General features: G+C 67.9%; 8 protein-coding genes. All 8 read left to right on the top strand.

What is annotated here, in order from left to right:
- Positions 1 to 377 (top strand): acyl-CoA dehydrogenase C-terminal domain-containing protein (locus GFY24_RS40580; RefSeq protein ID WP_194853229.1); only part of this gene is annotated, 377 nt, incomplete at its 5' end.
- Entirely contained in the window at positions 377 to 1,798 is a 1,422-nt protein-coding gene (locus GFY24_RS40575) for an NDP-hexose 2,3-dehydratase family protein (RefSeq protein WP_228567158.1), read from the top strand. The genes GFY24_RS40580 and GFY24_RS40575, both read left to right, overlap by 1 nt.
- Positions 1,795 to 2,811 carry a Gfo/Idh/MocA family oxidoreductase gene (locus tag GFY24_RS40570; protein WP_309231922.1) on the top strand — a complete coding sequence of 339 codons (1,017 nt, stop codon included), beginning with the start codon at positions 1,795 to 1,797 and terminating at the stop codon, positions 2,809 to 2,811. Before GFY24_RS40575 ends, GFY24_RS40570 begins: the two co-directional genes overlap by 4 nt.
- Positions 2,772 to 3,515 (top strand): NAD-dependent epimerase/dehydratase family protein, encoded by a 744-nt coding sequence (locus GFY24_RS40565; RefSeq protein ID WP_309231921.1) that lies wholly within the window; start codon positions 2,772 to 2,774, stop codon positions 3,513 to 3,515. The genes GFY24_RS40570 and GFY24_RS40565 overlap by 40 nt, the downstream gene beginning before the upstream one ends.
- 98 nt (positions 3,516 to 3,613) lie before the next feature.
- Positions 3,614 to 8,989 (top strand): type I polyketide synthase, encoded by a 5,376-nt coding sequence (locus GFY24_RS40560; protein WP_153810425.1) that lies wholly within the window; start codon positions 3,614 to 3,616, stop codon positions 8,987 to 8,989.
- A 46-nt stretch (positions 8,990 to 9,035) separates the two neighbouring features.
- Positions 9,036 to 10,325, top strand: coding sequence for an NAD(P)/FAD-dependent oxidoreductase (locus GFY24_RS40555; RefSeq protein ID WP_194853228.1), 1,290 nt, complete (start codon positions 9,036 to 9,038; stop codon positions 10,323 to 10,325).
- Between the two features lie 7 nt (positions 10,326 to 10,332).
- A complete protein-coding gene (locus tag GFY24_RS40550; RefSeq protein ID WP_153810423.1) occupies positions 10,333 to 11,667 on the top strand; it encodes a cation:proton antiporter in 1,335 nt (444 codons plus the stop codon).
- 9 nt (positions 11,668 to 11,676) lie between these two features.
- The gene (locus GFY24_RS43560; RefSeq protein WP_153810422.1) at positions 11,677 to 12,990 is read left to right on the top strand and encodes a glycosyltransferase; all 1,314 of its coding nucleotides are present in this window, start codon (positions 11,677 to 11,679) and stop codon (positions 12,988 to 12,990) included.
- Positions 12,991 to 13,158: the final 168 nt, after the last annotated feature.

Here is a 13,158-nt window from a genome sequence, read left to right as displayed (position 1 = left end):
GCCGCCTCAAGGCCGAGCGCAAGCTGCTCGCCACCGCCCTCGAGGATGTGCAGGGTATGGCCGCCACCCTGACCGGGCACCTGATGGCCGCCCAGCAGGACCCGAAGGAGCTGTACAAGGTCGGCCTCGGTTCGGTGCGCTTCCTGCTGGCGGTGGGTGATCTGCTCATCGGCTGGCAGCTGCTGCGCCACGCGGAGGTGGCCATCAAAGCCCTGGACGGTGCCGTTCCGGGCGACCGTACCGAGGCGTTCTACACCGGTAAGATCGCCACCGCGCAGTTCTTCGCGAGCAATGTGCTGCCGGAGCTGACCGCCACCCGCACCATCCTGTCGAACCTGGATATCGACATCATGGAGCTCGACGAGGCCGCGTTCTGATGGCGATGCGGACGGATTCGACCGAATTGCTCGAACGCCGGCCGCGCGAGCTATTGCGGCCGAGGGCGGATCGGGGGCAGATTGCGCGTGTAACACAGTCCGCCGCAACGGTTCTCGGGGCGCATATGGCCACCGGCGAGGTCGCGGGTTGGTTCGCCGAGCGCGCCGCGGCCATTCACTTCCGGGTCGACCGGATCCCCTTCGGCGAGTTGGACGATTGGTACTTCGAGCGGGTCAGCGGAAATCTGGCGCATCGTAGCGGCCGATTCTTCCGTATCGAGGGTATGCGCGTCTCGATCGATGGCGGTGCCGCGCGCCGGGAATGGTGCCAGCCGATAATCCACCAACCCGAGGTCGGGATCCTCGGCATCCTCGCGAAGGAATTCGACGGGGTATTGCATTTCTTGATGCAGGCCAAGATGGAACCCGGAAATTCGAATCTGCTGCAGCTCTCCCCGACGGTGCAGGCGACCTGGAGCAATTACACCGGAGTGCACAACGGCGACGGGGTCAAATTCCTGGAATTCTTCACCGACCGCCGCCGGGGCCGGGTGCTCACCGATGTGCTGCAGTCCGAGCACGGCGCCTGGTTCGCGGGTAAGAGCAACCGGAATATGATCGTCGAGACCGTCGAGGACGTGCCGGAGGATCCGGATTTCCGCTGGCTGACGTTCGGGCAGCTGGGTGAGCTGCTCCGGGTCGACAATCTGGTGAATATGGATGCGCGGACGGTGCTGTCGTGTTGCCGGCTCGACAGTGCGCAGAGCGTCGCATTGCATTCGGACACCGAAGTGCTGTCCTGGTTCACCGATGTGCGGTCCGGACTCCGCAAGCAATCCGATCGCGTACCCCTGGCGGGATTGCCGGGGTGGGTGCGCCGCCCCGCGGCGGTGGAGCATGTTCAGGGCCGCTATTTCCGGGTTGTCGCGGTATCGGTCGATGCGGGTAATCGGGAGGTGCGGCGGTGGACTCAGCCGTTGATCGAGCCGGTGGGAAGGGGTGTCGTCGCCTTCCTGATGCGCCGGGTCGCGGGCGTGCCGCATGTGCTGGTACATGCCAGGGCCGAGGCCGGTTACCTCGATACCGTCGAATTGGGTGCCACCGTGCAGTGCGTTCCGGACAACTACGCGCAGCTGCCGATTGCCGAGCGCCCGCGCTTCCTCGATCTGGTGCTCTCCGCCGATCCGGCGCGGATCAGGTACTCGGCGGTGCACTCGGAGGAGGGCGGTCGTTTCCTGAACGCCGAAAGCCGTTATCTGGTGGTCGAAGTCGATGAGACGCCGGATCTGGTCGACCCGCCACCGGAGTATCGCTGGGTCAGCCTCGGCCAGCTGTCCTCGCTGGTGCAGCACAATCACTATGTCAACGTCCAGGCGCGAACGCTGTTGGCCTGCCTGCACACCATGATCGATCTGCCGTGACCGCGGTGCGAGTCGGCATCCTGGGTACCTCGCGATTCGCGCGGCGCGCGATGCTGCCCGCCATGGCGGGCGTACCCGATGTCGAGGTGGTCGCGATCGCCAGCCGTGACCGCGACCGGGCCGCCGGCGCGGTCGGTGGATCGGGGGTCCGGGCCGTGCACGGTTATGCCGAGCTGCTCGATCAGGACGATGTGGACGCGGTGTACCTGCCGTTGCCCGCCGCCCTGCACGCGGGCTGGGCCGAGGCGGCACTGCGGGCGGGTAAGCATGTGCTGGCCGAGAAGCCGGTGAGCACCGATGCCGGGCGGACCCGGCAGCTCTGCGCGCTGGCCACCGAATCGCGGCTGGCGCTGGTGGAGAATGTCATGTTCGTGCACCACCGCCTGCACCATGAGGTGCGAAAGTTGTTGGCCGCCGGTGTGATCGGCGACTTCCGGGCGATGCACGCCGCTTTCACCATCCCGCGATTGCCGGATGACGACATCCGTTATCAGCCGCATCTCTGCGGTGGTGCGCTCTGGGATGTCGGCGTCTACCCGATTCGTGCAGCCATGCACTATCTGGGTTCGGGCCTGACGGTTGCCGGTGCCGTCGGCACCGCCGATCCGCGGCTGGGCGTGGATATCGCCGGAGCCGCAGTGCTGACCGCACCGTCCGGGGCGGTCGCGACGGTCATGTTCGGTATGGATCACGCCTATCACTCGGGCATCGAGGTGTGCGGGAGTACGGGTCGCCTGGTGATCGATCGCCCCTTCACGCCACCGGCCGACCACCGCCCGAAGATCACCCTCTTCGACGGCACCGGTGCCCGGGAGATCCTGCTCGACCCCGATGACCAGGCACGGAACACGGTCGAAGCGTTCGTGCGGGCCGTGCGCTCGCGCACACCCCCGGAACCCGCGATCGCGGACCAGGCGCGACTGCTCGCCGCCGTCCGCGCTCGCGCCGGCGCGGCGGCGGAACGGGAGGCATCGTGGAGATCGTCGGCAACGGGTTCCTGGCCACGCATCTGAGGCGGCTCGAGGGTCGTCACGCCGATACCGTGGCGCTGGCCGCGGGGGTGTCCACGACCGCCCATACCGCGCGGGCGGACTTCGCCCGGGAGGCCGAGCTGGTGGCGGCGACCGCCGCGCGCTGCCGGGCGACGGGCCGGCGCCTGCTGTTCTTTTCGACGGCCTCCAGCGCCGTCTATCGGCTCGTGGATGGGCCGGGCCGGGAGGACGGTCCGGTCGTGTCGTCGAATCCCTATGGTGCGCACAAGCTCTCGCTCGAACAGCGGGTGCGTGCGGAGGGGGTCGACTATCTGACGCTGCGGCTCGGGCATATCGTCGGGCCGGGCCAGCCACCGCACCAGTTGGTTCCGGCACTGGTGCGGCAGATCCTGGACGGCGAGGTCGGGGTCCAGCGCTGGGCGACACGCGACCTGCTCGGCGTGGACGATGCGGTCACCATCATCGACCAGCTGCTGGATCGGGACCTGCGCGCCGAGACGGTGAATGTCGCGTCGGGGACGGCGGTGCCGATCGACCGCATCGTCGATCATCTGGAGGCGCGCCTGGACCGGCGCGCGCGCCGCCGCCGCATCGACGCCGGCGAGGGTCATGTCGTATCGGTGCGGAAGCTGCGGTCCTATGTCCCGGTGACCGGCACCATGTTCGGCCCGGGATATTACCGCCGGGTTCTCGACGCCTATCTGGGGAGAAAAGATCGAGGCTAGGTGAATTTTAGAACGGTCGGACAGACTTGATCGTGAACTTATCTTTCGGGCACGGGTGGGGAATTGCCCGAGCGGGTGGCGCGATAGGAAGCTGATCAATGGGAATTTCCGATGAAGAACTGGTCGCGGCCCTCCGGAATGCACTGGTCGAACAGCAGCGTCTACGCCGCCGCAATGACGAGATAATGGCTCGGATCAGCGAGCCGATCGCCGTGGTGAGTATGGCATGCCGATTTCCAGGCGGAGTCGCCACACCCGAGGAATTGTGGACACTGCTGTCGAATGGTGGCGATGCCACGTCCGATTTTCCCACCGAGAGAGGATGGGATACGGAACGGCTCTACCATCCGGATCCCGAGCATGCGAATACGAGTTATACCCGGCGCGGTGGGTTTCTCCATGACGCCGGCCGGTTCGATGCGGAATTCTTCGGTATCGCGCCGCGAGAAGCGTTGACGGTCGATCCGCAGCACCGATTGCTGCTCGAATCCTCCTGGGAGGCGCTGGAGCGGGCGGCGATCGATCCGATGTCGTTGCGGGGCAGCGCGACCGGCGTCTTCGTCGGAGCGATGTACGACGACTACACCGCCCGTATCGATCCCTCGCCCCCCGAACTCGAAGGCTATGTCGGACAGGGGAGTCTGGGGAGTCTGGTCTCGGGCCGGATCTCCTACCATCTCGGCTTGCAGGGACCCGCCGTCACCGTCGATACCGCGTGTTCGTCGGCCCTGGTGGCGGTGCATCTGGCCGCGGCCGCGCTGCGCGATCGCGAATGCGATCTCGCGCTCGCCGGTGGTGTGAGCATGGTGGCGACGCCGAAGATCTTCACCGAGTTCAGCCGCCAGCGGGGCTTGTCGCCCGAGGGCCGGTGCAAAGCCTTCGCCGCCGCCGCGGATGGCGTCGCCATCGGTGAGGGCGTGGGATTGCTTCTGCTCGAACGACTTTCGGACGCCCGCCGTAATCGTCATCCGATTCTGGCCGTGGTGCGCGGTTCCGCGGTGAATCAGGACGGCGCCAGCAATGGGATCACGGCGCCGAGCGGACCCGCTCAGCGGCGTGTGATCGGCCGGGCACTGGCCGCGGCGGGTCTGTCCCCGGACGATATCGACGTCGTCGAGGCTCACGGCACCGGTACGCCCCTGGGCGATCAGATCGAGGTGCAGGCGCTCGAGCACAGCTACGGCCGGAACCGGGCGCCGGATCGTCCGCTCTGGCTCGGCTCGGTCAAGTCCAATATCGGCCATACCCAGGCCGCCGCCGGTGTCGCCGGGATCATCAAGATCATCCTTGCCTTCGCGGCCGGGACCCTGCCTCGGACATTGCACGCCGAGACACCGTCCCCGCATATCGACTGGACCCGCAGCCCGCTGGCTCTGCTCACCCGCGAGCAGCCTTGGCCGGCCACCGAATCCCCACGCCGCGCGGCCGTTTCGAGTTTCGGCATCTCGGGCACCAACGCCCATCTCATCCTCGAGGAACCCCCGGCCGCCGTCGCCCCGGCCTCCGGGGACGCCGCGGATCTGCCCACGGTGTGGCTGCTCTCGGCCCGGACCCGCACTGCTCTGCGCGCGCAGGCCGCGCGCCTCAGGCGATGGCTGGACGGCAACAGCTGTGATACCGCCGCGGTGGCGCACGTATTGGCCACCGGTCGAACACATTTCGAGCACCGGGCAGTGGTGGCGGGCACGGCGCGCGAACTCCGGGACGGTCTCGATCGACTGGCCCGGGACGAGCCCCACCGGACGGTCGCCGCCGCGGTCTGCGATCCGCGGCGGGTCGGCAAGATCGTCTTCGTCTTCCCCGGGCAGGGGTCCCAGTGGATAGGCATGGCCGCCGCACTGCTCGACACCGATCCGGTCTTCACCGCACACATCTCCCGCTGTGCGGCGGTGATGGATCCGCTGACCGGCTGGTCGCTGCGCGAGCTGCTCGGCACCGCCGGTTCGAGCAGGCATGAGACGTTCGAGCGGTCCGATATCGTGCAGCCCGCACTGTTCGCGGTGATGACCGGTCTCGCCGAGCTCTGGCGCGCGGCCGGTGTGCGTCCGGATGCGGTCGTTGGCCACTCCCAGGGTGAGATCGCCGCCGCCTATATCGCCGGTGCGCTGTCCCTCGACGATGCTGCCGCCGTCGTCGTACTGCGGAGCCGGGCGCTCGAGTCGATCACCGAGAAGGGCGGTATGGCATCGATCGCCGTGCCCGTCGCCGAGGTTCGCGCGCTGTTGGCCGCGCAGCCGGGCGGGCTCGATATCGCCGCCGTGAACGGGCCCGCCGCCACCGTTGTCTCCGGTGATTTGGGGGCGCTGCAGGATCTGTTGCGCGAGTGCGAGATTCGCGGTGTTCCGGTCCGGCTGCTCGCCGCGGATCGCGCGGGGCACAGCCCGCATGTGGAACCCCTGCGGGCCGGCCTGCTCGAAGCGCTGGCTGGTGTCGCACCGCGCGCGACGGACACTGTCTTCTATTCCACCGTGACCGGCGCGCCGGTCGACCCCCGCACGCTCGATGCCGAGTACTGGTACGCCAATCTTCGCGAACCGGTGCGCTATCGGGACGCGATCACCAGTTTGCACGGGGACGGTCACCGCACGTTCGTCGAGATGAGTCCCCATCCGGTCCTGGCCGGGCCCACCCAGGACATTCTCGACGCCCATACCGCCCCGGCTGCCGTCCTGACCTCGTTGCGGCGTGGTCACGGCACCCGGGGTGAGCTGCTCGCCGCCTTCGCCCGGGCACATCTGGCCGGACTTGCCCTCGACTGGCCCGGCATCCTGTCCGCACCCGATGCCGCGCTCCCCGCCTTGCCCACATATCCCTTTGAGCGACAGGACTATTGGCTGCGCACCCCCGAATCGGCCGGTGCCGCCGATGATCTCGGCCTTACCGGCACGGACCATCGTCTGCTCGGTGCCGCCATCGAACTTCCCGACGGCGCCGGCGATTTGTTCACCGGGCGAATCTCATTGCGCGGCAACGACTGGCTGGCCGATCACGCCATGGCGGGGACTCCGCTGCTGCCCGGCACCGCATTTCTGGATATCGCCTGGCATATCGCGCACGAGCTCGGGTTCGATCAGGTCGACGAGCTGGACATCCAGGCGCCGTTGACCTTCGCCGGGGGCGGTGCGCGCGATCTGCGCGTTCACGTCGCGGCCGCGATCGCTGCGTGCCGGGAGTTCAGCATCGATTCGCGACCGGCCACGGGCGGCCCCGGCGGATGGACCAGGCATGCCACGGGTGCGCTGTCCGGCACCGCGGCCGCTTCTCCCGCCGCTCTGCCCGCCTGGCCGCCGGTCGGTGCGGCGGCGGTCGAGTCGGAGGATTGGTACGAGCGCATGTCGGCGGCGGGGGTCGAGTACGGGCCCGCGTTCCGCGGGTTGCGCGCGGTGTGGCGGGACGCCGAGGTGCTCTATGCCGAGGTCGAGCTGTCCGACGAGGTCGAGGTGACCGGTTACGGTCTGCACCCCGCGCTGCTCGACGCGGCATTGCACGCGGCCGCGCTGGGGGGTGACGCCGGCGATCTGGCGCTGCCGTTCTCCTGGTGTGATGCGCGGCTGTATGCCGTGCGTGCGCGTACCGCGCGCGTGCGCGTGCATCGGATCGATGCCACCTCGGTGGCGGTGGATCTGTTCGATGCCGCCGGTGTGGCGCTGGCCCGGATCGGGAAATTGACGGTGCGCCCCACCACGGCGGAGCGGCTGCGCGGCGGCGGTCACCCGCGGTCGCTGTACCACGTGGAGTGGACGCCGGATCCGGTCGAACCGGTGCCCGCCGCGATCGGGGGTACGGTCCTGGTGCTCGGTGCGGAAGTCACCGGCGCCGAAGGGCTTCCGTGCTTCGCCGAGTGGTCCGCGCTGTCTGCGGCGATGGCGACCGGTGACGTTCCCGCCATCATCGTGCACCAGCCCGACTGCTCCGGCTCGGACCCGTTGACGGCAACCCACACCGCGACCGCCGCGCTGCTGCGGGTGATTCAGGCCGTGCTCGCCGACCCTCACCGGGATGACACCAGGCTGGTCGTGCTCACGCATGCCGCTCACGTCATCGAGCCCGGCGATGCCGTTTCGGACCCGGTGGCCGCGGCGCTGTGGGGGCTGCTGCGCACCGCCATCGGTGAACATCCCGATCGATTCACCGTCATCGACACCGACCGCACCCCGGCCTCGGCCGCCGCACTGATGTCCGCCGTCGCGACCGGCGGGCCGGAGATCACGTTGCGGCAGGGCCGAATTCGACTCCCGCGGTTGATCCGGACCGAGCACTCCGCGACCCCGATTCGGCTCGATCCGCAGGGGACCATTCTGATTACCGGCGGTACCGGAACCCTGGCCGCCCCGCTCGCGCGTCATCTGGTCACGTTCTATGGGGCGCGCCGACTGCTGCTGGTCAGCCGGCGCGGGCCCGAGGCGCCCGGTGCGGCACGGTTGCGGGCCGAATTGGTGGCGCTCGGGGCAACGGTCACCGTCACCGCCTGCGATGTCGCCGATCCCACCCGGCTCGCCGAGCTCCTCGCCGCCGTCCCCGCCGCACACCCACTCACCGCGGTCTTCCATATGGCGGGCAGCACACATGACGCCGCGCTGACCGCCTTGACTCCGGATCAGCTGCACTCGGTGCTCCGGGACAAGGCAGACTCCGCGTGGAACCTGCACCGCGCGACGCGGGATCTCGATCTGGCCGCGTTCGTGCTCTACTCATCGCTCACGGGCACGCTCGGGAATCCCGGGCAGGCCAACTACGGCGCCGCCAACAGTTTCCTCGACGCGCTCGCGCACCGCCGCCGTATGGACGGGCAGCCCGCCATCAGCATCGCCTGGGGGCTCTGGGGCCTGACCACGGGCACTCTGGACGCCACCCAGGAGCGCCGGATCCTGCGTAACGGGGTCCGGCCCGCAGACACCGAAGCCGCCCTCGGGCAGTTGGATGTCGCACTGGCGCAACAGCTTCCGGTGGTGGTGGCTGCTGAGATCGATACCGTGACGCTGGCCGATGCCGCGGCTGCCCCGGGCCTGCTGCGCACCCTGCTGCCGCGGGCGCGCCGTACCGCGGCCGCCCCTGCGGCGGAGTCGGCCGAACCCGAGGATCTGCTCGCCGGGCATACCGCGGCCGAGCAGTACGTGCTGATTCTCGATCTGGTGTGCGCGCGGGTCGCGGCGGTGCTCGGACACGATTCGGCGGCCGCGGTCGATCCCGACCGCAATTTCAGCACCCTCGGCTTCGATTCGCTGACGGCCGTGGAATTGCGCACCCGGCTCCGGACCGCCACCGGTTTGCGATTGCCCGCCACCCTCGTCTTCGACCATCCCACCCCCGCTGCGCTGGCAGCGCACGTCCTGGATCGGCTCACCGGCATGCCCGCGCGGGTCGAACCCCTCGATGTGCCGGTTGCGTCCGAGGCCGGAATATCCCCGGGCGACTTGGAATCGGTCAGCGACACAGAACTTTTCGCGGCTCTCGATCAGGAGCTCAGCCTGTGAGCGCTGGACCGGCGAGCCGAATTCATCCCGTTGAAAGGAGCTGGGCGTGACCGAGGAAACCAACTATGACGCCATTGTGATAGGCGGTGGTCCCAGTGGCTGCGCGTACGCGATCACGTTGGCGCGCAAGGGCTATCGAGTGCTGGTGCTGGAACGTGACCGGCACCCGAAGTTCCACATCGGTGAGTCGTTGTTGCCGTACACCGTCGATATGCTCGAGCAGCTGGGGGTGCTGCCGCAGGTGCTGGCCGCGCCGCACGCGCTGAAGCTGGGTGTCGAACTCACCGGGGTCGGTGGTAACGCCGAGCGGCTGGCCTTCGCCGATATCGGCGAAGGGCTACGGCCGTGGGCGATTTCGCTGGAACGGGCGCCGCTGGACAAACTGCTCATCGACACCGCACGTGCGGTCGGCGCGGTGGTGCGGGAGGAGGCGGCGGTCACCGAGCTCGTCTTCACCGGACCCCGGATCTCGGGCGTCCGCTACACCTGTGCGGGCCGGGCGGAGACCGCCGCCGCGCGCTTCGTCATCGACGCGTCCGGGCGTGCCGGGGTGATCGCGCGCGGTTTGAACCTGCGCAAGGTCGACCAGCGACTGCGGATGGCGGCGGTATTCAAGCATTTCGGCGGGGTGGTGGAGGCCAATAACCCCGGGGTACAAGGTGATACGCAGCTCGGTATGCACGAGCGCGGCTGGGTGTGGGCGATCCCGTTGAGCGATGACGCGATCAGCATCGGTGCCGTCGCACCGGTGGAGGAGATCAAGCGCCTCGGCCCGGAGACGGTATTCGAGAACTATCTGCGGGCGACACCGCGTGTTCGGGCCCGATTGGAGGGTGCGACCGCGATTCGCGAGCTCAGCGGTGAGCGCAATTTCGAATATCACGCCGATACGCTCGCCGGGCCCGGTTTCTTCCTCGTCGGTGACTCGGGCAGTTTCACCGATCCGATGTTCTCCGGTGGTGTGTTCCTCGGTTTGGCGACGGGGAAGCAGGCGGCCGAGTACACCATCGAGTGTCTGGCGGACGGGCTGCCGGAAGCGGTTGCCGCCGAACGCTATCAGGCGTTCTACAAGACCGGTTACGAGACGTATTTCCGGTTGATCCACGCCGTCTACGATCGGCGTTATCCGGTGCTCGGCTACCTCATCTACGACCTGAACGACGGCCTCGATCCGAAATGGCGTGTCCGTACGGTGGCGGGGGAGTTCTGGGCGGGTTCGAACCCGTATATCGATCGGTTGCGGAGTCAGTACTCATGGGACGTCTTCGAGAAATACGATCCGCTGTACGAATGCCCGGTGTACGCTCGCGGGTCCTTCAGCCCGTCGTCGCTGTGAGCGCGGGATGACCACGTTCTCGGCGTTCGCGCCGGTGCCGCAGTTGTCGCCGCATGAGCAGATGGTGTTCCTGCTGCAGCTGTTCGTTCTGCTGGCACTGGCTTTGGTGCTGGGCCGGGTCGCCGTGCGGCTGGGCCTGCCGTCGGTCGCGGGTGAGCTGGGTGCCGGCGTGCTGATCGGGCCGTCGCTGTTCGGAGATTTCGCACCGGGACTGTCGCACTGGTTGTTTCCCGCGACCACGAGCCAATCGCATTTGCTGGACGCGTACGCGCAGGTGGGTTTGCTGCTGCTGGTCGGGATCGCCGGTGGGCACCTGGATCTGGGCCTGGTGCGGCGGACTGGCAGGTCCGCGGCCGCCATCAGCATCTTCGGGTTGGTGGTGCCGTTGGGGCTGGGTTTCGGCCTGGGCCTGCTCCTCCCGCACGAGCTGATCCCCGAGGGCACCGACGAGCTCCGGTTCGCGGCGTTTCTCGGAATCGCCTTGTCGGTCAGCGCTATTCCGGTCATCGCGAAGATCCTGCTGGATCTGGGGTTGTTGCATCGGGATATCGGGCAGTTGACATTGACCTCGGCGATGATCGACGACGCGCTGGGATGGTTGCTGCTGTCGGTGGTTTCGGCCACCGCGACCGAGCGGATTCAGGGTGCCGCGATCGCCCGCCCCGTGTTGGGTCTGGTGGGCTTCCTGATCGTCGCGTTCACCCTCGCGCGGCCGTTGTTGCGCCGGGCGTTCGCGGCGACCGCGGGCGGCGGCACCGGACCGGCGGTGGCCACCGCGGTGGCGGCGATAGTTATCGGCGCGGCGACGACCCAATCACTGGGTCTGGAACCGGTTTTCGGGGCATTCGTGGTCGGGGTGCTCATCGCATCGCCGGGCACGGTGGATCCGGCTCGCCTGAGTCCTCTGCATACGATGGTCGTCTGGGTGCTGGCCCCGCTCTATTTCGCGACCGCCGGACTGCGGGCCGATCTGGGCGCGTTGCGCGAACCCGCGGTGGCGTGGTCCGCGGTGGCCGTGTTGGCGGTGGCGATCGTCGGCAAGTTCGCGGGTGCCTATGCCGGGGCGCGGCTTTCGGGGCGCGTGCGCAGGGAGGGGCTGGCCCTGGGCGCCGGGTTGAACGCGCGCGGGGTGGTCCAGATCGTCGTCGCCACGGTCGGATTGCGGATCGGCATTCTGTCCTCCGCCGCGTACACGATCATCGTGCTGGTGGCGGTGACGACGTCGATTATTGCGGGACCGCTGCTTCGGAGGCTGACGTCGGGGATCACACAGACGCCCACCGAGGAACGGCGGCGGGAGATCCAGGCGCGCTGGCTGCGCGCACCCGCAACCGAGGCGTGAGGACCGATCGTGAATGACACCGGGAAGACCTTCCTCTTCGCGACGATCGCGATAGAGGCGCACACCAGCAATGCTTTACCGTTCGCGCGTCGTCTCATCGAGCGGGGGCACACCGTGCTGTGGTACGCGGGCCGTGCGTTCCGCGACCGGATCGAAGCGACCGGTGCGACCTTCTTCCCGTATGTCGACGCACCTGATTTCAGTGGTCACGATCTCTTGACATACTTTCCGCAGTTCGAAGGTAGAACAGGGGCCCGAGTCATCGGTGCCGTCTTCGATGAGGTCTTCATCGGCCATGCGCCGCAACGTGTTTCGGATCTGCGGCGGATCACCGCGGCGCATCGGGTCGATGCCATGCTCACCGAGGGCCTGTCCTTCGGCGTTGGGTTCGTGTCCGAACTCGAAGGCATCCCTTGGGCGACTTTCGGCGACGGCCCCTTGCCGTACGCGGATCCGGACACGCCACCGTTCGGGCCGGCGTTGGCACCTATGCGCGGCCCGCTCGGACGGCTGCGGAACCGAGTGATCACAGCGGTGATGGGGCGGTTGGTGTTCGGTCGCGCCGAACGCACCTACCGGCGTATTCGCAGTGATCTCGGGTTGCCGCCGCATCCGGGGCCCGGAATGGGTACGGCGGCCTCGCCATTCCTGCATCTTCAGGGTTGCACTCCGTCGTTCGAATATCCGCGTCGTGGGCTGCCGCCCAGCGTTCACTGGATCGGCGCGCTGAAGCCGGATCACCGGACCGACTGGACACCGCCGAGTTGGTGGGATGACCTGCCTCGACCGGTCATCCACGTGACACAGGGCAGTCTGCGACCGGACCTGACCGAGCTGACAGTGCCTGCGCTTCGGGCACTCGCCGATGAGCCGGTGCGGGTGGTGGTGACCACGGGTGGCGCATCGATCACCGAGGTAGAGCGCGTCTACGGTGGACCGCTGCCCGCGAACACAATTGTGACACCGTGGATTCCGTATGACATGCTCCTCCCGAAGGTCGACGTGTTCGTCACCAATGGTGGCTATACCGGCGTGACGCTCGCCCTCTCGCACGGAGTGCCGATCGTCCAGGCAGGCACCACCGAGGAGAAGTCCGAGATCGGTGCGCGCATCCATTGGCTCGGTGTCGGATTGCGACTGGGTAAGACCCATCCAGCCCCGGACGAACTGCGGCATGCGGTCCGCCGCATACTCGATGAACCGGCCTTCCATGCGAAAGCCCTGGCGGTGCAAGCCGAGATGGCCATTCACGATGCCGCGAACGAGGCGGCGGACCTACTCGAACTGATGGCCCGAACAAAGACCCGCAACGCTTCCCGTTGACGCGAGCGACCTACCGCCACTCCTTAGATTCAACGGGTCAGCGCAACGGTGCTGGTGGAATGAGGGTTTGGTGGCGCGGGTCGGTCGTCCGGGGATGTCGGATGCAGTAAAGGCGGAGTTATGGCGGCGGTGGCGGGCCGGGGAGTCGATCAGCGTGATCGCACGGGC

It is taken from the genome of Nocardia sp. SYP-A9097, from assembly GCF_009649815.1.
In the GTDB taxonomy this organism is placed as follows: domain Bacteria; phylum Actinomycetota; class Actinomycetes; order Mycobacteriales; family Mycobacteriaceae; genus Nocardia.
The sequence above is the reverse complement of the archived record's forward strand: the minus strand, read 5'-3'. Positions and strand labels throughout refer to the sequence as shown.

Excerpts from the sequence above, each read along its gene's own strand:
- GFY24_RS40575 (WP_228567158.1), top strand. The coding sequence starts at position 377 with ATGGCGATGCGGACGGATTCGACCGAATTGCTCGAACGCCGGCCGCGC.
- GFY24_RS40560 (WP_153810425.1), top strand. The coding sequence starts at position 3,614 with ATGGGAATTTCCGATGAAGAACTGGTCGCGGCCCTCCGGAATGCACTG.
- GFY24_RS40550 (WP_153810423.1), top strand. The coding sequence starts at position 10,333 with ATGACCACGTTCTCGGCGTTCGCGCCGGTGCCGCAGTTGTCGCCGCAT.